Source organism: Streptomyces sp. NPDC087440 (assembly GCF_044744005.1).
Classification (GTDB): domain Bacteria; phylum Actinomycetota; class Actinomycetes; order Streptomycetales; family Streptomycetaceae; genus Streptomyces.
Genome location: NZ_JBIUXN010000003.1, coordinates 411,240 through 436,406, shown reverse-complemented (window position 1 = coordinate 436,406; position 25,167 = coordinate 411,240). Strand labels below are relative to the sequence as shown.

The 25,167-nt window shown below is 67.9% G+C and carries 16 protein-coding genes; 12 read left to right on the top strand and 4 right to left on the bottom strand.

Features of this window, described 5'->3' with window-relative positions:
• Nucleotides 1–22 precede the first annotated feature (22 nt).
• From ACIO3O_RS10120 to acnA, 3 genes are all read left to right on the top strand, one after another.
• Complete coding sequence (locus ACIO3O_RS10120) at nucleotides 23–505, top strand: SigE family RNA polymerase sigma factor (RefSeq protein WP_401744483.1); 483 nt, start codon at nucleotides 23–25, stop codon at nucleotides 503–505.
• Nucleotides 502–1,080, top strand: coding sequence for a PASTA domain-containing protein (locus ACIO3O_RS10115; protein ID WP_401744188.1), 579 nt, complete (start codon nucleotides 502–504; stop codon nucleotides 1,078–1,080). The genes ACIO3O_RS10120 and ACIO3O_RS10115 overlap by 4 nt, the downstream gene beginning before the upstream one ends.
• A gap of 653 nt (nucleotides 1,081–1,733) precedes the next feature.
• On the top strand, nucleotides 1,734–4,445 hold the full coding sequence (gene acnA / locus ACIO3O_RS10110; RefSeq protein WP_401744187.1) for an aconitate hydratase AcnA: 2,712 nt from the start codon (nucleotides 1,734–1,736) through the stop codon (nucleotides 4,443–4,445).
• Nucleotides 4,446–4,533: 88 nt separating this feature from the next.
• On the opposite strand, the gene ACIO3O_RS10105 is transcribed toward acnA, so the two are convergent.
• Complete coding sequence (locus tag ACIO3O_RS10105; RefSeq protein ID WP_401744185.1) at nucleotides 4,534–5,463, bottom strand: FG-GAP repeat domain-containing protein; 930 nt, start codon at nucleotides 5,461–5,463, stop codon at nucleotides 4,534–4,536.
• A gap of 209 nt (nucleotides 5,464–5,672) precedes the next feature.
• Nucleotides 5,673–6,620, bottom strand: coding sequence for an FG-GAP repeat domain-containing protein (locus ACIO3O_RS10100; RefSeq protein ID WP_401744184.1), 948 nt, complete (start codon nucleotides 6,618–6,620; stop codon nucleotides 5,673–5,675).
• Nucleotides 6,621–6,905: 285 nt separating this feature from the next.
• Here ACIO3O_RS10100 and ACIO3O_RS10095 point away from each other — a divergent pair, with 285 nt between their 5' ends.
• Complete coding sequence (locus ACIO3O_RS10095; protein WP_401744182.1) at nucleotides 6,906–8,702, top strand: ABC transporter ATP-binding protein; 1,797 nt, start codon at nucleotides 6,906–6,908, stop codon at nucleotides 8,700–8,702.
• Nucleotides 8,699–10,489 (top strand): ABC transporter ATP-binding protein, encoded by a 1,791-nt coding sequence (locus tag ACIO3O_RS10090; RefSeq protein WP_401744181.1) that lies wholly within the window; start codon nucleotides 8,699–8,701, stop codon nucleotides 10,487–10,489. The genes ACIO3O_RS10095 and ACIO3O_RS10090 overlap by 4 nt, the downstream gene beginning before the upstream one ends.
• A 91-nt stretch (nucleotides 10,490–10,580) precedes the next feature.
• Here ACIO3O_RS10090 and ACIO3O_RS10085 read toward each other — a convergent pair whose 3' ends face one another.
• Entirely contained in the window at nucleotides 10,581–11,567 is a 987-nt protein-coding gene (locus tag ACIO3O_RS10085; protein WP_401744179.1) for a LuxR C-terminal-related transcriptional regulator, read from the bottom strand.
• A 264-nt stretch (nucleotides 11,568–11,831) separates the two neighbouring features.
• Here ACIO3O_RS10085 and ACIO3O_RS10080 point away from each other — a divergent pair, with 264 nt between their 5' ends.
• The 4 genes from ACIO3O_RS10080 (at nucleotide 11,832) to ACIO3O_RS10065 (ending at nucleotide 17,123) form a co-directional block, all read left to right on the top strand.
• Nucleotides 11,832–12,026 carry a hypothetical protein gene (locus ACIO3O_RS10080; protein WP_401744178.1) on the top strand — a complete coding sequence of 65 codons (195 nt, stop codon included), beginning with the start codon at nucleotides 11,832–11,834 and terminating at the stop codon, nucleotides 12,024–12,026.
• A gap of 397 nt (nucleotides 12,027–12,423) precedes the next feature.
• Complete coding sequence (locus ACIO3O_RS10075; RefSeq protein WP_401744176.1) at nucleotides 12,424–13,839, top strand: FG-GAP-like repeat-containing protein; 1,416 nt, start codon at nucleotides 12,424–12,426, stop codon at nucleotides 13,837–13,839.
• A gap of 89 nt (nucleotides 13,840–13,928) precedes the next feature.
• Nucleotides 13,929–15,041, top strand: coding sequence for an FG-GAP-like repeat-containing protein (locus ACIO3O_RS10070; RefSeq protein WP_401744175.1), 1,113 nt, complete (start codon nucleotides 13,929–13,931; stop codon nucleotides 15,039–15,041).
• 111 nt (nucleotides 15,042–15,152) lie between these two features.
• The gene (locus ACIO3O_RS10065) at nucleotides 15,153–17,123 is read left to right on the top strand and encodes an FG-GAP-like repeat-containing protein (RefSeq protein ID WP_401744173.1); all 1,971 of its coding nucleotides are present in this window, start codon (nucleotides 15,153–15,155) and stop codon (nucleotides 17,121–17,123) included.
• Between the two features lie 121 nt (nucleotides 17,124–17,244).
• Here the strand turns inward: ACIO3O_RS10065 and ACIO3O_RS10060 are convergent, their stop codons facing one another.
• Complete coding sequence (locus tag ACIO3O_RS10060) at nucleotides 17,245–21,114, bottom strand: GH92 family glycosyl hydrolase (RefSeq protein WP_401744172.1); 3,870 nt, start codon at nucleotides 21,112–21,114, stop codon at nucleotides 17,245–17,247.
• Between the two features lie 423 nt (nucleotides 21,115–21,537).
• On the opposite strand from ACIO3O_RS10060, the gene ngcE reads away from it, so the two are divergent.
• The 3 genes from ngcE (at nucleotide 21,538) to ACIO3O_RS10045 (ending at nucleotide 24,952) form a co-directional block, all read left to right on the top strand.
• Entirely contained in the window at nucleotides 21,538–22,974 is a 1,437-nt protein-coding gene (gene ngcE, locus ACIO3O_RS10055; RefSeq protein WP_401744170.1) for an N-acetylglucosamine/diacetylchitobiose ABC transporter substrate-binding protein, read from the top strand.
• Between the two features lie 63 nt (nucleotides 22,975–23,037).
• The gene (locus ACIO3O_RS10050; protein ID WP_401744168.1) at nucleotides 23,038–24,042 is read left to right on the top strand and encodes a carbohydrate ABC transporter permease; all 1,005 of its coding nucleotides are present in this window, start codon (nucleotides 23,038–23,040) and stop codon (nucleotides 24,040–24,042) included.
• A 19-nt stretch (nucleotides 24,043–24,061) separates the two neighbouring features.
• Entirely contained in the window at nucleotides 24,062–24,952 is an 891-nt protein-coding gene (locus ACIO3O_RS10045; RefSeq protein WP_401744166.1) for a carbohydrate ABC transporter permease, read from the top strand.
• Nucleotides 24,953–25,167 lie beyond the last annotated feature (215 nt).

Below are 25,167 nucleotides of genomic sequence, written 5' to 3'. Positions count from 1 at the left end.
CGTCGCACAGCGGTCGGGAGCGTTGTTCCGCACCGCGTATGCGCTGACCGGTGACGTGCACGTGGCCGAGGATCTGGTGCAGGAGGCGCTGGAGCGGGCGTGCCGACACTGGCGGAAGGTCGAGGTGGCGGACTCGCCGGAGGCGTACGTGCGCAAAGTGCTGGTCAACCTGGCCAATGACCGCTGGCGGCGGCTGTCGCGCCTGGGCGAGCGCCCCGGGCTGTCGGGGGTGTCCGAGACGGCCGACCCCCGGGACCGGTTCGGGCAGGTGGATCTGCGCGCGGAACTGATCGAGGCACTGCTCGGGCTGCCGATGGGCATGCGCAGCGTGGTGGTCCTGTACTACCTGCACGATCTGGACGCCCGGCAGGTCGCCGGCGTCCTGGACATCTCTTCGAGTGCGGTGAGGTCCCAGCTCGCCCGCGGCCTGGTCAAGCTGCGCGATTCCGTATCGGACGCCCAGGCGCCGCACACCCCGTCGGCCGCTTTCGGAGGTACGAAGTGAGGAACACGTCGTCCGGACCCGCCCCGTTCGAGCCGGGCCTCGAAGCCGAGCTGCGTGCCGCGGTGGCCTCCTTCGCCGACGGGCCGACGGCGCCGGTCGTCGACGCGGCCGCGATCGAGCGAGTCGTCAGCCGCAGCCGCACCCGCCGGGCGATCCTCGGCACCGCTGCGGCGTGCTGCGTGCTGGCGTGTGCCACGGTGGGGTTCTTCGCGCTGAAGCCCGTGCCGCCCGCGCCCGGCGCCTCCCCGTCCCTGTCCACACCGGCGAACGGGGCGTGCACCCCGCTCGCCACCGGCACCCCCAAGAGCGGAAGCGCCGATGCGACTCCGAGACAGGAGCAGGAGCAGACCGCGGGAGCGGGCATCGCGCTGCCGGACCTGGCCGGCATGCCGGTCGAACAGGCCGGAAGCCTGCTGCGCGGACTCGGACTGAGCTGCACGATCATGCGGCACACGGACTGGAACGCTCCCGCCGGGCAGGTGATCAGCAGTGACCCCCGGGGCGGCGCAGAACCGGTGGCACCGGGCTCGTCCGTCCTCCTGCTGGTCTCGACGGGCAAACCCGGCAGAACCTGAGCGACCGGGCCCTTCGGCCCGCGCACCGGCAGGACGGCGCCCCGTCCTGCCGGGCAGGGGAGCCACCCGAAGCGGGGGAACGGCTGCGGGTGGCGGGCTCCGATGCCGTCAGCCGCGCAGCTCGCTCGGCATCGTCCTTGGGTTGCGGAGGTCCTGCCCGAGGCGGCGGCCCCGACCGGCGCGGACGCGGGCCCGGCGTCTAACCGCTGCTCCTCACGACCGGGTGCAAGCGGACGTAACGCGCCGTTGCACAAGCCGGCAGCGGACGCCGTTGCCGCTCATGTACAGCGTCCACACAGGACAGCTCGATGTGCGGCTCCGCAAGATCCGCCTCAACCGGCACGGCCACTCAGCACCCCCAGTGCGATCGCCCGAACGACTAGGTTCACTGAGACAGAAGGTGAAACGACTGGGTTCGCTGAGTAAGCGCCTCGATGGGATGAGAGCGGTCAGGGGCGGCCGGGCATGACCGTACTGCGGCCATGTACTAGAGTTATCTCGACATCGAGATATCTGCCCAGCGCGCCGCAGTCGCCACTTCTCGGTAAGGGTTACCTAACTAAGCCTTACCTTAGCGGGTCGGCCCGGAGTCGTGGCGGCAGGATTGCTGTATTGCGGTAGAACGCGCACTTTTTTGACTGAAGGAGACTGTCGTGTCGGCGAACAGCTTCGACGCCCGCAGCACGCTGCGCGTGGGTGACGAGTCGTACGAGATCTTCAAGCTGGACAAGGTCGAGGGCTCCGCGCGCCTCCCTTACAGCCTGAAGGTCCTGCTGGAGAACCTGCTTCGCACGGAGGACGGCGCGAACATCACCGCCGACCACATCCGCGCGATCGGCAGCTGGGACTCCCAGGCCCAGCCCAGCCAGGAGATCCAGTTCACGCCGGCCCGCGTGATCATGCAGGACTTCACCGGCGTCCCCTGCGTCGTGGACCTCGCCACGATGCGTGAGGCCGTGAAGGAGCTGGGCGGCGACCCGGCGAAGATCAACCCGCTGGCCCCGGCCGAGCTGGTCATCGACCACTCCGTCATCGCCGACAAGTTCGGCACTGCCAACGCCTTCCAGCAGAACGTGGAGCTGGAGTACGGCCGCAACAAGGAGCGCTACCAGTTCCTGCGCTGGGGCCAGACCGCCTTCGACGAGTTCAAGGTCGTCCCCCCGGGCACCGGCATCGTCCACCAGGTCAACATCGAGCACCTGGCCCGTACGGTCATGGTGCGCAACGGCCAGGCCTACCCCGACACCCTCGTCGGCACCGACTCGCACACCACCATGGTCAACGGCCTGGGCGTGCTGGGCTGGGGCGTCGGCGGCATCGAGGCCGAGGCCGCGATGCTCGGCCAGCCGGTCTCCATGCTGATCCCGCGCGTCGTCGGCTTCAAGCTGACCGGCGAGCTCCCGGCCGGCACCACCGCCACCGACCTCGTGCTCACGATCACGGAGATGCTGCGCAAGCACGGCGTCGTCGGCAAGTTCGTCGAGTTCTACGGCGAGGGTGTGGCGGCGACGAGCCTCGCCAACCGCGCCACCATCGGCAACATGTCGCCGGAGTTCGGCTCCACCGCCGCGATCTTCCCCGTAGACGACGAGACGCTGAAGTACCTGCGTCTGACCGGCCGCGACAAGCAGCAGGTCGCGCTCGTCGAGGCGTACGCCAAGGAGCAGGGCCTCTGGCTCGACCCGGCCGCCGAGCCCGACTTCTCCGAGAAGCTGGAGCTCGACCTCGCCACGGTCGTCCCCTCCATCGCCGGCCCGAAGCGCCCGCAGGACCGCATCGTCCTCGCCAACGCCGCGCAGCAGTTCGCCGTCGACGTCCGCAACTACGTCACGGACGACATGGAGGCGGAGAAGGAGTCCTTCCCGGCCTCCGACGCCCCGGCCACCTCGGCCGGCACCCCGTCGAACCCGGTCACCGTGACCGCCCCCGACGGCTCCACCTACGAGCTGGACCACGGTGCGGTGACGGTCGCGGCCATCACCTCCTGCACCAACACGTCCAACCCGTACGTGATGGTCGCCGCCGCGCTCGTCGCGAAGAAGGCCACCGAGAAGGGCCTGACCCGCAAGCCGTGGGTCAAGACCACGCTCGCCCCGGGCTCCAAGGTCGTCACCGACTACTTCGACAAGGCCGGGCTCACCCCGTACCTCGACAAGGTCGGTTTCAACCTGGTCGGCTACGGCTGCACCACCTGCATCGGCAACTCGGGCCCGCTGCCCGAGGAGGTCTCGAAGGCGGTCAACGACAACGACCTGGCCGTCACCTCGGTGCTCTCCGGCAACCGGAACTTCGAGGGCCGCATCAACCCCGACGTCAAGATGAACTACCTGGCGTCGCCGCCGCTGGTCGTCGCGTACGCCATCGCGGGCTCGATGAAGGTCGACATCACCAAGGACGCGCTCGGCACCGACCAGGACGGCAAGCCGGTCTTCCTCGCCGACATCTGGCCGACCGAGGCCGAGGTCAACGACGTCGTCGCCAACTCCATCGGCGAGGATATGTTCAACAAGTCCTACCAGGACGTCTTCGCGGGCGACGCCCAGTGGCAGGCCCTCTCCATCCCCACCGGCAACACCTTCGAGTGGGACAACGAGTCCACCTACGTGCGCAAGCCCCCGTACTTCGAGGGCATGACGATGGAGACGACCCCGGTCGAGGACATCGCGGGCGCCCGTGTGCTGGCGAAGCTGGGCGACTCGGTCACCACCGACCACATCTCCCCGGCCGGTGCGATCAAGGCCGACACCCCGGCCGGTCAGTACCTCACGGAGCACGGCGTCGAGCGTCGCGAGTTCAACTCGTACGGCTCCCGTCGTGGCAACCACGAGGTCATGATCCGCGGCACCTTCGCCAACATCCGCCTGCGCAACCAGATCGCGCCGGGCACCGAGGGCGGCTTCACGCGTGACTTCACGCAGGCCGACGGTCCCGTCGCGTACATCTACGACGCCTCGCAGAACTACCAGGCCGCCGGCACCCCGCTGGTCATCCTGGCGGGCAAGGAGTACGGCTCGGGCTCGTCCCGCGACTGGGCGGCCAAGGGCACCGCGCTCCTGGGCGTCAAGGCGGTCATCGCCGAGTCGTACGAGCGCATCCACCGCTCGAACCTGATCGGCATGGGCGTCCTCCCGCTCCAGTACCCGGAGGGCGCTTCGGCCGCCTCCCTGGGCCTGACCGGCGAGGAGACCTTCTCCATCACGGGCGTCACCGGCCTCAACGACGGTGGCATCCCGGAGACGCTCCACGTCGTCGCGGGCGACGTCGAGTTCGACGCCAAGCTGCGCATCGACACCCCCGGCGAGGCGGACTACTACCGCAACGGCGGCATCCTGCAGTACGTGCTGCGCTCGCTGATCCGCAGCTAGTGGCGCGGTAGGCACCGGCACGAAAGGGCCGCACCCCCGGGAGGGGGTGCGGCCCTTGTGCGTTTCCGGTACGGGAGGACTTCCGGTACTAGAAGAGGAGCCGGTACTTGTTCCAGCCGCTGGTGCCGATCTTCACGCGCGCCTTGTACGGGGCCTTCGCGTTGCCGGTGCCCGAGTAGCGCCACAGCGAGCCGTCGGTGCCGCGGGCAACGAGGTCCGTGATGTCGTCGCCGTCGAGGTCGCCGGTGCCCACGAGCGTGTTGTACGTGTTCCAGCCCCCGCCCACCTTCACGCGGGCCTTGAGCGGGGCAGCGGTGACGCCGGTGCCCTCGTAGAGCCAGAGGGTGCCGGAGCTGTCGCGGGCGACGATGTCGGGCGTGCCGTCGGCGGTGATGTCGCCGAGACCGGTGATCTGGGTGTACTGACCCCAGCCGCCGCCGACCTTGTAGCGCTTGGTGACGTCGCCGTTCTCGTACCCGAGGTAGAGCCACAGCACGCCCTCGCCGTCACGGGCGAGCAGGTCGTAGCCCTGCGCCCCGGCCAGGTTGCCCGGAGAGAAGATGCGGTTGTAGATGTTCCAGCCGCCGCCGACGCGGAGGTTGTGGTCCTGTTCCAGGTGGTACAGGTCGCCGTCCGTGGTCACCGCCCACGCGCTGTTCGCGATGCCGTCGGCGGTGTGGTTGGTCTGGGTGGCGGCCTTCATGCCGCCCCACGTGTCGTTGCCGAACCGGCCGGCCTGGTAACCCCCCTTCCAGTCCGGGTCGTAGACGTACAGGTTGTCGCCCGTGACACCCAGCAGCGGCTGGAGCACGGCGCGGGGTGCGGCCGCACGGGACTTCTGGGGCGCCGCGGCATTGCCCTGGATGCCGTTCTGGGCACCGGCTATGGAGCCGTGCGGCTTCGGGGTCTCCCCGGCCTGGGCGGCGCCGGCCGTGGTGCCGACGAGGGCCGCGGCGAGCGCGGCGACGGTCAGGCGGGACAGGATGCGTCCACGCGTGCGGGAAGTGGCTTTTGCCATGCGGTTCTCCGAGGCATGAAGGAGCCGTGGCGCGGAATCGTTGACACGCACCACGACTTCAGCAGGAATGGTTCACGTTATCTTCACACGCCAACTACCTTGATGCCAGAGGTTATTGAGGCTGATGTGACGCGAGAGGGCCGCACCCTCGCAGGAGCGCGGCCCTCTCGGTCATGCGGTGCGCGTCGGCGCGTGACGCACGGGTTCGATCAGAACATCAGGCGGTACGCGTTCCAGCCGCTGGTGCCGATCTGCGCGCGCGCCTTGAACGGGGCGGCGGGGTTGCCGGTGCCCGAGTAGCGCCACAGCGAACCGTCGGTGCCCCGGGCGATCAGGTCCGAGATCCCGTCGCCGTCGAGGTCGCCGGCGCCCACGAGGGCGTTGAACGTGTTCCAGCCGCCGCCGATCTTGACCCGGGCCGCGAACGGGTCGTTGCGGTCGCCGTTGCCCTGGTACAGCCAGAGCGTGCCGGAGCCGTCGCGGGCGACGACGTCGGCCCTGCCGTCACCGCTGACGTCGCCGAGACCGGCGATCTGCGTGTACTGGCCCCAGCCGCCGCCGATCTTGGTCTTGGCGGTGAGCCTGCCGTCGCCGTAGCTCAGGTAGAGCCACAGGGTGCCGTCGCCGTCGCGGGCGATCAGGTCGGCGCCCTCGGCACCGGCCAGGTCGCCGGGGGAGAGGATCTGGTTGTAGACGCCCCAACCGCCGCCGAGGTCGGTGGTGCCTGCGTCGCCGGAGAAGCCCAGGCGGCCGGAGTAGTCCCAGCTCCAGATGCCGGCGGAGTAGCCGCCAGTGTTGTTGCTGTTGTGCGACTGGGCGGCGAACTTGAAGGTGTAGCCGGGCGTCACGTACTCGCGGGCCGTGTACCCGCCCGCGTCGTCGAGGCCGTAGATGTAGGCGTCGTCGGCCGCCGTGATGCCGAACAGCGCGTGCCGGGGCTGCGCCGCCGCCGCGGCGAGAGCGCGCCCCTTGGGGGCGGCCTGCTGCGGGGCCTGCTGGGGTGCGGAGGCGGCTGCGGCCTTCTCCGCGGGCGTCGGCTTCGGCGCCGGTGCCGCCTGCGCCGAGCCGACCGAGGTGCCCACGAGGGCGGCGGCTATCGCGGTGACGGCGACGCGGGAGAGGAAACGTCCGCGCGAGCGGGTGGTGGACTTGGCCACGTAAGAACTCCATGGTCAGGGGAGCGGCCGGGGCGGAACCTTGTGGGGGCCCCGGCTTGATCGTTTTTGATCACGGTATCTTCACATGCCAACTACATTCCGCCTAGCGGGATTTGGGGCCGATCGGGCTTATGTCCCCATGTGATCGCTATGTGTGCCGATCTTTTTTCGGCGGCGGCGTGGCCACCCGCAGGGCCGTCCGGCGGTCGTGCCCGTCGGGGCGCGCTGGTTCAGCGTTGAAACTCTTAGGCTAGCCTTACCTGGGCTTTTCGAGTGAGGCGGCACATGCGCAGGAAAACAGCGGGGGCGACGGACCTCCCGGGACGCACGGTCCTGACGGGACGAGACGTACTCAGGCGCTCCTTCGCCGGGCAGCGGCGCGAGCTCGCGCTCGGCAGCGTGCTGGGCGCCTCGCACCAGGCGGCCGAGGCCCTCGTGCCCGTCGTCATCGGCCTGGTCGTCGACCGTGCGGTCGGCCGGAGCGACGGGGGCCTGCTGCTGTGGTGGCTGGGTGCGCTCGCCGCCCTGTACGTCGTCCTGTCGTACAGCTTCCGCTTCGGCGCCCGCGCCTGGGAGCGCGCCGCCGAGAAGGCCGCGCACGAACTGCGCGTCCAGCTCGTCGCCCGGGTCGTCGACCCGCACGGCGGTGCCGACGAAGGACGGCTGCCGGGTGCGCTGACCAGCATCGCCACCGAGGACGCCCGACGGGTCGGGCTCGTCTCGATGGCGTCGATCGTGGGCGTCGCGAACTTCACCGCCGTCCTCGTCAGCGCCGTCGTCCTGGTCCGGATATCGATTCCGCTCGGGCTGGTCGTGCTGCTCGGCACCCCGCTGCTGCTCTGGCTCGGCAACCTCCTCGGCAAGCCGCTGGAGCGGCGCAGCCACGGCGAGCAGGAGAGCGCGGCGGACGCCTCGGGCACCGCCGCCGACCTGGTCGCGGGCCTACGGGTGCTCAAGGGCATCGGCGCGGAGGCCGCGGCCCTCGCCCGCTACCGGGCCACCAGCCGCGACGCGCTCACCGCGACGCTGGGGGCGGCACGGGCCCAGGCCTGGCAGGGTGCGGTGATCCTGATGCTCACCGGGGTCTTCATCGCCCTGGTCGCGTACGTCGGCGGGCGGCTCGCCGCGAGCGGCGACATCAGCATCGGCGAACTCGTCTCGGCGGTCGGCCTCGCCCTCTTCCTCCTCGGCCCGCTCTCGGGCATGTCCTGGATCGCCGCCAAGTTCGCCCAGGGCCGCGCCTCGGCGGCCCGCATCGCGGAGGTACTCGGCGCGGAGCCCGCCGTGGGTGCCGGAGCCTCCTCCCGCGCAGATTCCTCCCGTACGGAATCGGACCGTACCGAACCGGACCGTACGCAATCGGACCGTACGGAGTCCGAAGCCGCCCCCGCCGGGCACCTCCGCCTGGAGCGCGTCCGCCTCGGGAGCCTCGACGGGGTCGACCTCGACGCCGCGCCCGGCGAGCTGCTCGGCGTCGTCGCCCCCGACGCCGCCGACGCCACCGCCCTGCTCAGCTGCCTCGGGCGGCGCGGGGACCCGGACAGCGGGGCCGTCGCCCTGGACGGCGTCGCGTTCACGGAACTGGACCCGGCCCGCATACGCACCGCCGTCCTCGTCGCCGACCACGACGCCGACCTCTTCGAAGGCACCCTCGCCGAGAACATCGCCGCCGCCGCACCCGCAGGACGCGACCTCGGCCCCGCGCTCGCCGCCTCCGGCGCCGACGAGGTCGCCGAGACCCTCCCGCAGGGCACCGCCACCCCCGTCACCGAACGCGGCCGCTCCCTCTCCGGCGGCCAGCGCCAACGCGTCGCCCTGGCCCGCGCGCTCGCCGCCGAACCGCCCGTGCTCGTCCTGCACGACCCCACCACCGCCGTCGACGCGGTCACCGAGGCCCGGATCGCCGCCGGGGTGCGGGCCATCCGGCAGGGACGTACCACCGTCGTGGTCGCCACCAGCCCGGCCCTGCTCGCGGTCACCGACCGGGTGCTCTTCCTCGAAGGCGGGCGCGTGACCGACACGGCCGCGCACGCCGACCTCCTCGACCGGTACGACTCCTACCGCACGGCGGTGCTCTCATGACCAGCGCTCCCCAGGATTCCGGGCTGCTGCCCGTCGCCACGCCCGCCCGCACCCGGGCCGCCGTGCGCGAACTCGCCCGCCCGCACCGCCTCCTGGCCCTCGGCGGCTTCGGGACGCTCGTCGTCGCGACCGCCGTCGGGCTGTTCACGCAGCCGCTGCTGGGCCGGATCGTCGACCTCGCGGCGGACCGGAAGGTCGACGCGATCACCGGTGTCGTGCTGCTGCTCGTCGTGGTCGCCGTCGTGCAGGGCCTGCTCACCGGCTTCGGCGTCTCGCGGATCGCGAAGCTGGGCGAGACCGTTCTCGCCCGACTGCGGGAACGTTTCGTCGAACGGGTGCTCGGACTGCCGCTGGAGCGCGTCGAGCGCGCCGGGTCCGGCGACCTCACCGTCCGCGTGACGGGCGACGTCTCGCTGGTCGCGGACGCGGTGCGTTCCGCGCTGCCCGAGCTGGCGCGTTCGGTCGTCGCCATCGTGCTGACCTTCGGTGCGCTGGCCCTCCTCGACTGGCGGTTCCTGGTGGCCGCCCTGCTCGCCGTGCCCGTCCAGGCGTACACCGCGCGCTGGTACGTGCGCGGGGCCGTCCCCCTGTACGCCGAGCAGCGCGTCGTCACCGGCAAGCTCCAGCAGCAGCTGCTCGCCACCATCGGCGGGGCCACCACCGTGCGCGCCCTGCGGCTGGAGACGGCACACACCGAACGCGTCACCACCCGCTCCCGGGCGGCCGTCGACGTCACCATGCGGGGCGTGAAGCTGGTCCTCAGCTTCTACTGCCGGCTGCACGTCGGCGAGTTCATCGGCCTGGCCGGGGTGCTCGGCGTCGGGTACTGGCTGGTCCGCGACGGCTCCGCCACGCTCGGCACCGCGACCGCCGCCGCCCTGTACTTCCACAGCCTCTTCGGCCCGATCAACGCGGCCCTCGTCCTCCTCGACGACGCCCAGAAGGCCACCGCGGGCCTCTCCCGCATCGTCGGCGTCGCCGACCTCCCGCTCCCCGAGGAGCCGTCCCGCCCGGCCACCGCGCGCGACGCCTCGGTCACCGTCACCGGCCTGTCCCACGCGTACGACAACGGCCACCCCGTCCTGCACGGCATCGACCTGACCCTGGCCCCCGGCGAGAAGGTCGCCCTGGTCGGCGCGAGCGGCGCGGGCAAGACCACGCTCGCCAAGCTGATCGCGGGCATCCACCAACCCCGTGCCGGAACGATCCGCCTCGGCGGAGCCGAGCTCACCGACCTCGGCCCGGCCGCGGTGCGCCGCGCGATCGCCCTGGTCACCCAGGAGACCCACGTCTTCTCCGGGCCCCTCGCCGAGGACCTGCGGCTCGCCCGCCCCGGCGCGAGCGACGCCGAACTGCGCGAAGCCCTCACCCGGGTGGACGCCCTGACCTGGGTCGAAGCGCTTCCCGACGGGCTCGGCACGGTCGTCGGCGACGGCGGCCACCGGCTCACCAGCGCCCAGACCCAGTCCCTGGCACTGGCCCGCCTGGTCCTCGCCGACCCGCCGGTCGCCATCCTCGACGAGGCCACGGCCGAGGCGGGCAGCACCGGCGCGCGCGCCCTGGAGAAGGCCGCCGCGAGCGCCGTCGAGGGCCGCACCGCGCTCATCGTCGCGCACCGCCTCACCCAGGCGGCCACCGCCGACCGCGTGGTCGTCCTGGACGCGGGCCGCGTCGTCGAGACCGGCACCCACGACGAACTCCGCACGGCCGGGGGCCGGTACGCCGCACTCTGGGAGGCCTGGGCGGGAACCCGGGCGACTGCGCACGCGAAGGGCCATGGTTCCTGACTGAGTCAGTGAGGTCCGGCGTGTGCATGCAGTGAGGCTCCCGCTCCACGGAGCGGGAGCCTCACTGCATGCACGGGGTAGGTTGCCGCTTCTACAACCAGCCTGACTGTGCCGCCTTCAGACCCGCCTCGAACCTACTGCTGGCGTGCAGCCTCTCCATCAGCCCCGACATCTGGCGGCGCACCGTTCGCAAGGAGATCCCCAGCTTCTTGCCCGCGGCCTCGTCCGTCATCCCGCAACCCAGCAACTTCAGCAGTTCGCGCTCGGTGGGACTGAGTCCTCCCTCCGGCACGGGCTCGAGGTCGGTGCCGAACGGGACCGCAGCCGCCCACGTCTGTTCGAAGAGCGCGACGAGTGAGGCCACGATGCCGGGAGCGCGGGTGCACAAGGCCCCCAGACGCGAGTTGGCCGGATCGATGGGTACCACCGCGACAGTGCGATCGAATATCAGCAAGCGAGGGGGGAGTAAGGGGCTGGTGCGGACCTGTCCCCCTCGCTCAGCCGTCCACCGGGCGTAGCCGAGGGTCGCAGAATCGTTGCGTGCGGACTCCTGGTAGACGGCGAGCATCCGCACCCCACGACTCATGGCTTCCTCGTCCAACGGGCGGGAGGCCTCCAGGCTTTCCTTCGACTGGGCTCCGCCGGGCATGATGGAGAGGCACTCCTCCCCGAGCTCGCAGGTGAGCGTCTCCAGCCGAGCCTGGATGGCATCCAGCCCGACAAGTCGCTCCGTGCCGTCCGACACGGTGTTCGGCCGCAAGGCGGCGTACTCCCTGACGGCGCCCGCTGCCGCTGCCTTGCTGCGAGCCAGATCGGCCTGGCGTCGTATCAGTGCTTCCTCCTGCCGACGCAAGAGCACTTCGATACCTCTTTGGACGCTGACCACCCGAAGGGAGCCCGGAGCGTCCCGCGACGGCTTGAGCAACTCCATCTCCACGAGGGTGTCCAAGCCGTCCCTCACTTCGCTCTCCTTGAGGCCGAGTCGAGTGCTGAGTTCGACGACACCCTCCGCGGAGAAATCGAGCATTCCTCTATAGACCGCTTCGACGTGTGGGGCGAGCCCCAGAACCTCCAACACCTATTGCCCCCCTGGCAAACATTTCGAGAAGTCCCCCCGCGCTGTTGTCGGGGCCCGGCAGGAGCCGTACAAGCGACCTGTTGAGACATCAAAGTGCCAGGCAGCTTGGTGACAGCTCAATCTACTTCCGTCCTGCTCCGGCGCGCAGCAGGATGTTGATCAGCGGACAGCAAGGCAGAGCGGGGCAATTCGTAAGAACGCGCCCGAATTTCGCACCGGTGATTCCGGGTACATCCACATTCGTGCATTCCACGGGGGAGAACCATGTCCAGGGCCTCGGTACACCGACTGGTTGCAGCGCTCTTCTTCACTGCCCTGCTCACGGGTGGCGCGACGTCAACGGCCCAGGCCGACTCCGGCGCAGTGATCGGCTGGGACTCCGTAGGGGTGGCGACAGAAGGACACTTCCTCGCACAGGACTCCGCGCCGGGCGAGGTGAACGTCATCGGTTGGGACTGACCGCCATTGAGGGTGGTACAAGCATCCCTTCGGTCCACTGAGTCACTAAAGATTCTGGAAAACACCGCCGATCTCGTTCGCGACCTGCTATGGGCGCACGCCTCTGCCGGCGTCGGATTGGAGCACATCACTACGCGCCCCCACGAACAACACCTGGACGTCTTTCTCTTTCTACGCGCACAGAGCGACGCCCTTGCACTGCTCCAGGCGCGTGCACTTCTGACACGGGTCCGCACGCACATCGGCGTGCACGGTCTCAGCGTCGACCCGCTCTGACGGGCCGGCATCGCGAACACCGCCGTCGACTCGCCGTGCGTTCCTCCAGCTTTTCCAACGGGCCTGACAGCCCCCGTATTTGGAGACTCCCATGCCTCAAATCCGTCGGCGTATGCCGTCCGTGACCGCGGTGCTGCTGGCCGCGTCCGTCGCCTCCCTGCTGGCCGGTTCGGCAGCCCCGGCCGGCGCGGCGGCCGTCCCGCCCGTGACGAAGGACGCGGCCAGGCTCGGACCGGTGGCCGACACCGCGACGATCACGCCCTTCACCCCGACCGTTCCCCATCCGACGACCGCCACCAAGGACCAGTTGGACGCAGCCTCGCCGACCGGCTCGGCCGTGGCTCGGGCCGCCGATGCCGCCGCCGGCGGCGAGATAAGCAGGGCGGACGTGATTTCCCGCGCGAAGACTTGGGTCGCAGCCAAGGTGCCGTACAGCATGACCAGTTACCGCACCGACGAGAACGGGCGCTACCGCACCGACTGTTCCGGATTCGTGTCGATGGCCTGGAATCTCCCGTCGTCCTCGGCCAACAACTACGGCGAGACGACCGGTACTCTGCTGAACTTCACCTCGTCCATCAGTAAGGAGTCCCTGAAGCCCGGTGACATCCTGCTCAACCCGAATTCGGGCGCCAGTGGGCATGTCGTCATCTTCAACGGGTGGGCCAACGCGGAACACACCAAGTACGACGCGTACGAACAGGCTGGAAGTGTCGGAGCCGTTCACCGGACGGTGGACTATCCCTACTTCGCGGGACACGGAACCTTCAGCCCCAGACGCTACGACAAGATAACCGACGGGGTCCGGCTCAACTTCTCGCAGACGGTTGCCGCTGATTTTAATGGTGACGAGCAGGCGGACATCATGGCGCGTGATGGTTCGGGGAATCTGAAGTTGTGGACGCACAATGCGGGTGGGTATTTCAATGCGCCGGTTCAGGTGACGGGCGGTTGGAATTTCTCGCAGACGATTGCTGGGGATGTGACGGGTGACGGGAAGGCGGATCTCCTGGCCCGTGATGGTTCGGGGAATCTGAAGTTGTGGGCGGGGCGTGGGAATGGCACGTTCGGTGCGGCGACGCAGGTGACGGCTGGTTGGAACTTCACGCAGACGGCTGCCGCTGATTTTGATGGTGATGGCAAGGTCGATCTGATCGGGCGTGATGCGTCGGCTGATTTGTATATCTGGGCGGGGCGTGGTGACGGGAAGTTCGGTGCGCCGTCGAAGCTGTCGAGTGGTTGGAATTTCTCGCAGACGGTTGCCGCTGATTTTAATGGTGACAAGCGGGCGGACATCATGGCGCGTGATGGTTCGGGGAATCTGAAGTTGTGGACGCACAATGCGGGTGGGTATTTCAATGCGCCGGTTCAGGTGACGGGTGGTTGGGACTTCTCGCAGACCACGGCGGCCGACTTCGACGGGAACCAGAAGGCGGATCTGATTGCCCGTGATGACGAGACCGGGAATCTGAAGATCTGGGCCGGTCGGGGCAACGGAACCTTCGGTGCGGCCTCCGTGCTGACCGGTGGCTGGTGATCTACCCGCTTCGCTGAATCCACGTCCTGCCGCCCGGCCACCACACCGGGCGGCAGGACGGTCATCACTACCCTGTGAAGGAACCTCGCATGTCTTACTCCAAGAGAACTCAACGTGGCACCCTTTTCACGCTCGTGGCCTGTTCCGCGCTGCTGACATTCACCACCGCGGAGGCTCAGGCCGCGTCGGTCTCGACGTGGGACAAGGTGGCGAAATGTGAGAGCGGGGGGAACTGGAGCATCATTGATTCCAGCGGTACTTACTACGGCGGGTTGCAGATTAACCTTGCCAACTGGCGAAGCTACGGGGGGACTGCCTATGCGGATCGCCCCGACCTGGCGTCCAAGAAGCAGCAGATCCTCATAGCGGAGAAGATCCTCAAGGACCAGGGTGCGCGTGCCTGGTCCTGTTCTCCCGGAACAGGTCTTGCGACGGACAAGGCCGACCCGTATCCGGAGGACCACCGTCCATCCCCCGTCCACACGCAGACGGTTGCCGCTGATTTTAATGGTGACGAGCAGGCGGACATCATGGCGCGTGATGGTTCGGGGAATCTGAAGTTGTGGACGCACAATGCGGGTGGGTATTTCAATGCGCCGGTTCAGGTGACGGGCGGTTGGAATTTCTCGCAGACGATTGCTGGGGATGTGACGGGTGACGGGAAGGCGGATCTCCTGGCCCGTGATGGTTCGGGGAATCTGAAGTTGTGGGCGGGGCGTGGGAATGGCACGTTCGGTGCGGCGACGCAGGTGACGGCTGGTTGGAACTTCACGCAGACGGCTGCCGCTGATTTTGATGGTGATGGCAAGGTCGATCTGATCGGGCGTGATGCGTCGGCTGATTTGTATATCTGGGCGGGGCGTGGTGACGGGAAGTTCGGTGCGCCGTCGAAGCTGTCGAGTGGTTGGAATTTCTCGCAGACGGTTGCCGCTGATTTTAATGGTGACAAGCGGGCGGACATCATGGCGCGTGATGGTTCGGGGAATCTGAAGTTGTGGACGCACAATGCGGGTGGGTATTTCAATGCGCCGGTTCAGGTGACGGGTGGTTGGGACTTCTCGCAGACCACGGCGGCCGACTTCGACGGGAACCAGAAGGCGGATCTGATTGCCCGTGATGACGAGACCGGGAATCTGAAGATCTGGGCCGGTCGGGGCAACGGAACCTTCGGTGCGGCCTCCGTGCTGACCGGTGGCTGGTGATCTACCCGCTTCGCTGAATCCACGTCCTGCCGCCCGGCCACCACACCGGGCGGCAATTTCCAGACAGGATGCTCTTTGAGTTACTTGCGAACAACGTTCGGCAGGACCAGCATGGCGCTCATGCTGGGCTTTCTTCTGGCAGCCGGAATTCTCCCCCTGTCAGGCCTTCCTCGTGCGCATGCGGAGTCCCTGGATGTTCCTTCCCGGGCGGTGGCAGGAGACTACTGGGCGGGAAGCTGGGCCACGTCCTTCGGTTCCGCGCCCAAGGTTCCCCAGTCCCCCGACTGGGCACAACAGACCCTGCGGATGGTCGTCAACCCGCATCTCGGCGGCGAGAAAGTCCGCTTGAAATTCTCCAACACCTTTTCCCCGAAACCCGTACGGCTCGGTCACGTCACTGTGGCTCCGCAGAAAGCGGGTGCGGAGGCCGCAAGCCCTCCGGTCTCACTCACCTTCGCAGGGAAGCGCGAAGTAGTCATTCCCGCAGGTGGGGAGATACTGAGCGACACGGTGACTGCTTCCGTGACCGCAGAGAAGAATCTTCTTGTCAGTGTGTATCTCCCAGACCCGGTCACGTATGCTCCCGTTCATTCATACGCGTTGACGACTTCGTACACCAGCAGTCGGTTGGCCGGTGACCGCACCACCGACATCGGCGGTTCCGCATATCCGGGTACGTTCTCCTTCTGGACCCTGCTCAGTGGCATCGACGTGGCCACTACGGCGGACATCGGGACAGTGGTGGCACTGGGGGACTCGCAGACGGACGGGGCACATTCCACCAAGGACCAGAACCGTCGGTGGCCGGACATCTACGCGGCTGCCCTGAACAGAACGAGCCCGACGTCCGGCGTGGTCAATGCCGGTATCTCCGGCAATCGGCTGCTGATCGACCGCAGTGACCAGTCGGGGCCGAGCGCTCTGAGTCGACTGGAACGGGATGTCTTCGGACAGACCAACGTGCGGACCGTGGTGGTGTACGAAGGAATCAACGACATCGCGCTGGACAACGCGTCAAGTGCCGCTGTCCAGGACGCACTTACCCAGATTGCCCGTAAGGCGAAGGCCCGGGGAATCCGGGTGATCATGGCGACCATACCGGCATTCGACGGGTATCCCTCCTACACGGATGTGAAGGAGAACGTCCGGCAGCAGGTGAACTCCTTCATCCGAAAGAGCGCCGAGTTCGATGGAGTCGTGGACTTCGACCTCGCCACCCGCGACCCTGATGTACCGAATCAGCTCTCCAGCGCTACCTACAACGCCGGTGATGACCACCTCCACTTCAATGACAACGGGTCACGCATACTCGCCGAAACGCTGCTGCGTGGCGGCCGGGAAGTCTCCGTCAAGATGTCGCAGACAAGCGGTGGGGATGTGAACGGCGACGGCGTGGGCGACCTCCTGGCGAGAGAAGACGCCTCCGGGGAGCTGAAGCTGTGGAAGGGAGGGAAGGGCGGCAGTTTCTCGTCCCCGGTGAAGGTGACAGGTGGTTGGCGTGGCTTCTCACAGAACGCCATCGCCGACATCACGGGTGATGCGAAGGCGGACCTCATCGGTCGTGACTCTTCCGGCAACCTGAAGCTCTGGGCGGGCCGGGGGGATGGAACGTTCCTCTCGCCGGTCCAGGTGACCGGAGGCTGGGACTTCACACAGACGGCCGCAGCCGATGTCGATGGTGACGGGAAAGTCGATCTGATCGCGCGCGGTGAGGGGGGAAATCTGAACCTGTGGAAAGGACGTGGGAACGGAACATTCGGGGTGGCTGTGAAATTGACGGGTGGCTGGGAATTTACGCAGACGGTCGCCGCCGACTTCAATGGCGACAAGCAGGCAGACATCATCGCCCGGGACGGCGCTGGAATCCTGAAGCTTTGGACGCACAACCCGGCGGGCCACTTCAACGCACCGGTTCAGGTGACCGGCGGCTGGGACTTTACCCAGACAACGGCGTCCGACTTCGACGGGGACGGCAAAGCCGACCTCATCGCCCGGAACGACGGCACCGGGGAACTGCGTATGTGGCGTGGGAAGGGGAACGGCACCTTCGGAAGCCCTGTTGTCCTGACGTCCGGTTGGTGACCTCGACGGCGGAGCGACAGTGAGGCATCGAGCAACCGGAGGCGTGCTGCCCGCGGTATGCGTGCGGGGAGGGCGGATTCTGGAACGGATCTGCCCTCCCCGCTACCCGAGCGTCACCCTCTCACGACAGCAGCTCCACCTCCGCCACCGTCGCGGCACCCGCACCGGCCGGCACCAGCCGGTAGTGCGCGTACGTTCCGGGTCGGGCGAGCGTGAAGACCCGCGTCTGGCGGTCCCAGGCGAAGGACTCGCCCGAGCGTCGGTCCAGGGCCGTCCACGTGGTGCCGTCCTGCGAGCCCTCCAGGACCCAGCCCGCCGGGGCCTTCGTACGGTCCGAGGAGGTGAGGGTGTACTGGAGGGCGCGGGTCGGTCCCGCCACCGGGAGGTCCGTGGCGGGCGCCAACTGGCCTTCCGTGACGGAGGAGTTGTCGAAGAGCGGGCCCGTGCCGGTCACGGCGTCCGTGCGCGGCGTCGGCACCTTGTCGTCCCGGGTGATCGAGACCGGAGCCGCGCCCCGGCCCGTACCCCAGGCCGACGGCCGGTCGCCCATCGCGAAGTCCAGGGTGCCGCCCCGGGCGAGGAGGTCGTGGGGGAGCGCGGTGGAGTTCCAGGCGCGGCCGTTGACCTTCAGGGACTGGACGTAGACGTTCGTGGCGCTGTTCTTCGGGGCGCGGACGGTCAGGGTGCGGCCGTTCTCCAGGTGCACGGTCGCCTTGGTGAAGAGGGGCGAGCCGACCGCGTACTCCCCGCTGCCCATGACCAGCGGATAGAAGCCGAGCGCGGAGAAGAGGTACCAGGCCGACTGCTCGCCGTTGTCCTCGTCGCCGTGGTAGCCCTGGCCGATCTCGCTGCCCGTGTAGAGGCGGGAGAGGACTTCGCGCACCTTGGCCTGCGTCTTCCACGGCTGGGCGGCCGCGTTGTACATGTACGTGGCGTGGTGGGCGACCTGGTTGGAGTGCCCGTACATGCCCATCCGTACGTCACGCGCCTCGGTCATCTCGTGGATGACGCTGCCGTACGAACCCGCGAACTCGGGGGACGCGGTCTCGGGGGTGGAGAAGTAGGTGTCCAGCTTCTTGCCCAGGCCGGACCGGCCGCCGTAGAGGTTGGCCAGGCCCCGGCTGTCCTGCGGGGCGGTGAAGGCGTAGCCCCAGCCGTTGGTCTCGGTGTAGTCGTAGCCCCAGACACGGGGGTCGTACGACGCGGAAGGTACGCGCCAGTCGCCCTTGAGGTCGCGGCCCTGGAAGAAGCCGGCCTTGGCGTCGAACAGCTTCACGTAGTTCTGGGCCCTGTTGAGGAAGTACGCCGACTCCTCCTTGTAGCGGGGCTTCTTTGTCTTCTGGTAGAGGGCTTCGCCCATCCTGGCGAGGCCGTAGTCGTTGAGGTAGCCCTCCAGGGACCAGGACAGTCCCTCGTGGGTCTCGGTCGAGGCGTAACCCCGGAAGGGTGAGGTGTCCATGCCCTTGCGGCCGACGCCGGAGAAGGGCGGCAGGACGGTGGCGTTCTTGAGGGCCGCCTCGTACGCGGCGCTCGCGTCGAAGTCGACGCCCTTGACGTACGCGTCGGCGAAGGCGACGTCGGAGGAGGTGCCGGTCATCAGGTCCGCGTAACCGGGGGAGGACCAGCGGGAGATCCAGCCGCCGTCCTTGTACTGCTGCACAAAGCCGTCGACCAGGCGGCCGGCCGTCTTCGGGGTGAGGAAGGAGTACGCGGGCCAGGTCGTGCGGTAGGTGTCCCAGAAGCCGTTGTTGACGAAGACCTCCCCGTCGACGATCTTCGCGCCGGTATGGGTCGGGGTGTCCGGGCCGGTCTGCGGGGAGAAGGGGCTCGCGTACCGGGTCCTGCCGTTCACCTTCTCGTGGCCGGAGTTGGGGTAGAGGTAGAGCCGGTACAGGCTGGAGTAGAGGGTGGTCAGCTGGTCGTGGCTCGCGCCCTCGACCTCGACGCGGCCCAGGATGCGGTCCCACGCGTCCTGCGCGCGGTCACGGACGCCCTCGAAGCGGGAGCCCGCCGGGATCTCGTCCGCCAGGTTCGCCCTCGCCTGGTCCACGCTGATCAGGGAGGTGGCCAGGCGCAGGGTGACCTGCTTCCGGTCGGAGGGCTTGAAGCGCAGGAAGCCGGTCACGTCCGCGCCCCCGCCGCCGCTCAGCTTCCCGCTCGCGGTCACCGGCGCGTCGAAGACGCCGTACACGAAGAGCCTGGTCGCGCCCGTGGAGAGGCCGCTCTTCACGTCGGAGAAACCGGTGAAGGAACGGGTGGCGGCATCGAGGGTGAGGCCGCCGTCGTTGGAGACGTTGTCGAAGATGACGCTCGCGTCGTCGCCGGGGAAGGTGAAGCGCATCATCGCCGCGTGGTCGGTCGGCGTCATCTCGGTGCGCAGGCCGTTCTCGAACCGTACGCCGTAGTAGTGCGGCTTCGCCGTCTCGTTCTCGTGGCGGAAGGGCAGCGCGCGGGCGGTGCGGGTGGCGTCCGGGGTGCCGGGGACGGCCGAGGGCATCAGCTGGAAGGTCTGCCGGTCGCCCATCCAGGGGCTCGGCTCGTGGCTGGCGCTGAAGGCCTGGAGGGTGGGGAGGTTGTCGGCGTTGTTGCCGCGCGCGTAGTCGTACAGCCAGCTCGTGGAACCCGCGTTCGTCACTGGCGTCCAGAAGTTGAAGCCGTGCGGGACGGCGGTCGCCGGGATGTTGTTGCCGCGCGAGTAGGAGCCGCTGGAGTGGGTGCCGCGCGTGGTGAGCGCGTAGTCGGAGAGCCGGTCGAGCTTCTTCTCCGGTGCCTTCTCCGCGATCCGTACGTCGTCGATCCAGCCGCGGAACTCCGCCGGGCCCTTCGGGTTGTCGTACGCGACGAGAATCCGGTCGACGGTCTTTCCGGCCGCGACCGCGCCGATCCGCGAGGCCTTGTGGTTCCACTGGTTCGCGTACAGCGTCTTGGAGGCGCCCTGGCCCTGCGGGGAGAGCACCGCGCCGTGCTGGTCGAGGGCGCGCAGATCGCTCAGGTAGGTGCCGTCGGTGAAGGCGAGGTCCACGGCGACGTTGGTCGCGGGGTAGGAGAGGTCCGCGCCCTTGTCGCCGGAGGGGAGCTGGGGGAAGACGCGGTAGGACAGCTCGGTGTCCCGGCCGATCCTCGTGTTCACGTCGAAGACCTTGTTGTACGAGTACGCCCGGCCGCCCGGCTTGTGCGTGCCCGCGTAGCGCAGCGCCCGCTTGCCGGTGAAGCCCGCGCCGGACTTGGCGGTGGGGGAGCCCGACGGGCCCCGGTCCACCTGGGTGCGCATGTCCTCGGGGGTGGGCGTCGAGGTGTCCCCGTTCGAGAACTGAACGTCCGCGAGCTGGAGGATCGATCCGCCGCCGTTCGCGGTGATGTTCAGGCGGTAGTGCGCGAACGCGGTGTCGTTGGCGACGTCGTACGTCTTGGTCTGGAAGCGGGAGGCGAAGGTCTCGCCCTTCCGGCTGTCCAGCGTCGTCCAGGCCTTGCCGTCGGCCGAGCCCTCCAGCGTCCAGTCCTTCGGGTCGCGCTCGGCGTGGTCGTTGGCCGAGGTGAGGGCGTACGTCACGACCTTGGTCGGCGCGTCGAAGTCGAACTCCACCCAGCCGACCGGCACGAACGCCAGCCATTTGCTGCCCGGCGTGACGTCGATCAGGTTCTCCTTGACCTCGCCGCCCGCCGCGTTCTCGGCGCTGGCCCGCAGGCCGGTCACCCGGTCGGTGACATTGCCCGGGATGCCGGGCGACTCGCCGCCGTCGACGCCGGAGGACTTCTTGCGGCCCCGGGCGTCGGTCTCGACGGTGTCCCGCCAGGCGGGTGCGGGCTCGCCCGCCTCGAAGGAGGAGCTGAACGTCCGTGTCACGGGCCCGGGTTGCTGCGGCCGGGCAGTGGCGGACGGGGCGAGCAGTGTCACCGACAGGGCGCTCGCCGCGAGACAGGCGAGCGCCGCCGTGATGCCTCTGGGGCGTTTGCCCCGGGTGCGTCTGGTGCGACGGGTTCCGGTCTGCATCCTGGTGCTTCCTTCCCATCCGACAACGTTGTCATACGTTCAGGTGCTCTCAGTTGTGAGCCAAGTATCCAGTGATGTCAAGGATGTTGGGGAGGCGCCAGTTGGACAAATGTGCGCGGGGATATCCAAGAGGTCTCAACTCGGGAAAGATGCCCGGTCAACCTTGCTTACGATCTTGCCCAGTTGGCGGGAACTGGACTATACCTATCGGCGTCCGCACGACCGGGAACGCCGCACGGCCGGGAAACCGGACGCAGCGCCATTCGGCGGGCACGCAGTTGTCCAAGAGTTGTGTCCAAGAGTTGTGTCCACGAGTCATTCAAGTCAGCTGACCGCGGTGGCGGGGCCCTTCGCCGTAGGCGAATTCCTTACGGGGGCGTACCGGTACACCGCCTGAGTCCTGGAGAAGGCGAGGACTTGAGCATGGGACCCACCAACGTCAATCGTCGTGATGTGCTGAAGCGGACCGCGGCCGCGAGCCTGCTCGCGCTGCCCGGAATCGGCGCACTGAGTTCCTGTGCCGCCGGCGGTGGAGGCGGCACGGACGAGAAGCCCCAGAAGGGCGAGAAGTCCAAGAAGAACCCGCTCGGGGTGAAGGAGGACGCCGCACTCGCGGTGTACATCTTCAACGGCGGATACAAGGACAAGTACGCCCAGTTCGTGTCCGACATGTACGCCAAGAACCACCCCAAGGCGAAGGTCGACCAGAAGGCCACGGAGAAGATCGCCACCCAGCTCCAGCCGAAGATCGTCCGGGGCAACCCGGCGGCGGACGTCATCAACAACTCCGGCGCCGACCAGATGAACATCGGCAAGCTGGTGACCAACAAGCAGGTCGCCGACTTCACCGAGATGCTGGACGCCCCCTCCTGGGACAACCCGTCCGTCACCGTCCGCGACAGCCTCTACCCGGCGATGCAGTCCATGGGCGCCTTCGGCACCAAGGGCTGTTACCAGCTGAACATCGCCATGACGGTGTACGGCAACTGGTACTCCCAGCGGATGCTGGAGGAGACCCTGGAGTCCCAGTACCCCAAGACCTGGGACGAGATGCTGGCCGTCTGCAAGAAGGCCAAGGACAAGGGCATCCACGGCTGGAGCTACCCGGGCGGCCACCCGCGCTACATGCTCTTCTCGATGTACGCGATGTTCGCGCAGGTCGGCGGCCGGGAGACCGTCGAGGCGATGGACTACCTGGAGCCGAACTGCTGGAAGAGCGACGCCGTGAAGTCCGTCTTCGAGGCGTTCGAGGAGCTCGTCGCCAAGAAGTACGTCCTCACCGGCTTCGACGGCCCGCAGGCCCACACCGAGATGCAGACCGCCTGGACCAAGGGCAAGTGCGTCTTCGTGCCGAACGGCTCCTGGGTGGAGAACGAGGCCAAGGACACCACCCCGGCGGGCTTCGGCATGACCGTCGGTGCCACCCCGTCGCTCTCCTCCGGTGACAAGCTGCCCTTCGGCACGCTGTACTCGCCGCCCGGCGAGCCCTTCATCGTCCCGGCCAAGGCCGCGAACGTACAGGGCGGTCTGGAGTGGATGCGGATGATGTACAGCAAGGAAGCGTCCATCAACCTCTTCAAGGAGACCGGCGGCATCCCCGCGCTGAAGGGCGCCATCGACGGCATGAAGTTGCCGCCGGGCACCGACAGCTCCCAGAAGGCCATCACCGCGGCCGGCGACAACATCGTCATCCCCTTCTGGAAGGAGTGGTACGGCGAGCTGTTCACCGCCGACTACGACAAGGTGATGGGCGACTTCATGATGGGGCGCATCGGCACCAAGGAAGCCCTCGACATCATGCAGAAGGCTTCCGACCGGGTGGCCAAGGACCCCGACATCACGAAGATCAAGAAGGCCTGAAACGTCGAGCAAGACGGCCTGAAACACCGCTAGTTGAGCGCAACGGGTGAAAATCGGAGCGGCATGAGTATCGAGAAGCGGGCGGCGAAGCCTCCCAACCGGCTGTTGTTCTTCGCGGCGATACTTCTGCCGCCCCGATTCACACCGATGAGTGTCCGGTACGACCGGAGGTACCGGACGCTCGACAAATACCGTTTCATCGCGGGATTCCTGGCGATTCCGCTGGCCTTCTACGCGATATTCGTCATCTCGCCCTTCGTGCAGGCGATTTACTACTCGCTCACGGACTGGTCGGGCGGGCCGATAGCCAACTTCATCGGCTTCGACAACTTCGTCAAAATGTGGGAGGACGAACGGTTCTGGGACTCCACGACCACCAGCCTGACCCTGCTGGTGATCGCCCCGGTCGTCACGCTCGTCCTCGGCATCTTCTTCGCGTACATGATCACCGCGGGCGGCAGGCACCGTAAGGGCCAGGCCATCTCGGGCGTCGCGGGCTCCTCGCTCTACAAGGTCGTGTACTTCTTCCCGCAGGTCCTCTCGGTCGCCATCATCGCGGTGGTCTGGGGCCGGGTCTTCAACACCAACGCCGGTCTGGTCAACGGCGGTCTGGACCTGGTCGGCATCAAGGGCCCCGCCTGGCTCGGCGGCGAGTACGGCCTCGCGCTGATCGCCGTGCTCACCGTGATCTGCTGGAGCTTCGTCGGCTTCTACGTCGTGCTCTTCTCGGCGGCCATGGGCGGCATCCCCAAGGACATCTACGAGGCGGCCCTGCTCGACGGGGCGGGCCGGGGCACCACCTTCTTCAAGGTGACGCTCCCGCTGATCTGGGACACCGTGCGCACCGGCTGGGTCTACATGGGCATCCAGGCCCTGGACTCCTTCGCGATCGTGCTGGTGATGATGCCCTCGCACGCCATGAAGGTGACCCCGGTCTTCCTCTACGAGCGCTTCCGTGAGGGCCAGTTCGGCTACGCGACCGCCATCGGCGTCGTCCTCCTCCTGCTCAGCGTGGTGTTCTCGCTGATCGTCATGCGGATCGGCAACCGCGACCGGATCGAATACTAGGAGCGGGGGAGACCACGTCATGAGCACGAGCACACTTGCCAAGACCCGTCAGTCCAAGGCCGAGCAGATCAAGGTCAAGGAGGGCGGCGGCACCCTCAACGTCTTCTCGCACGCCTTCCTGGTCCTGTGGACGCTGATGGCCGCGGGCCCGCTGATCTGGGTCGCGGTCACCGCCTTCCGGACCTCGTCCGACATCCTCAACGACCCGATGGGGCTGCCCTCGTCCTTCCACTGGGCGAACTTCGCCAACGCGTGGACACAGGCACACATCGGGCAGTACGCCCTCAACTCGCTGATCATCCTGGCGGGTTCGCTGACCGGCACCATGCTGCTGGGCTCGATGGCCGCGTACGTCATCGCCCGGTTCACCTTCCCCGGCAACAAGGCCGTCTTCCTGCTGTTCGCGGGCGGCATGATGTTCCCGGTCATCCTGGCGCTGGTCCCGCTGTTCGCGGTCATGGAGAACTTCCAGCTGCTGGACACCCGCCTCGGGCTGATCATCGCGTACGTCGCCTACTCGCTGCCCTTCACCACCTTCTTCCTGACCTCCTTCTTCCGCACGCTGCCCACCGGCGTGCAGGAGGCGGCCATGGTGGACGGCGCTTCGCACACCCGGACCTTCTTCCAGATCATGCTGCCGATGGCCAAGCCCGGCCTGGTGAGCATCGGCATCTTCAACTTCCTCGGCCAGTGGAACCAGTACCTGCTGCCGCTCCTCCTCAACAACGAGAACGAGTCCAGCTACGTACTCCCGCAGGGCCTCGCCTCGTTGGCGGTCGCGCAGGGCTACCGGGGCGACTGGGGCGCGCTCTTCGCGGGCCTGACCATCGCCATGGTGCCGGTGCTCGTCGTGTACGCGGTCTTCCAGCGGCAGGTGCAGGCGGGCCTGACCGCGGGTGCCCTCAAGTAGCCGGGGGCACCGGGGAGTCGAGGCGTACCTCGGGTAACCGGACGGCACCTCGTGTGACGTCGGAAGTACCCCAAGTGACTTCTTCAAGAACCCTGTTGAACGTTGGTTTCGGCTTGGACACGAAAGTGGTCTAAACCTATTGCGCCTTCGCGGGGCGTGAGTAGTGTCCGTGCCACGGCGCTGCGGGGGAGATCTTCACCCGGCCGGTGGTCCGG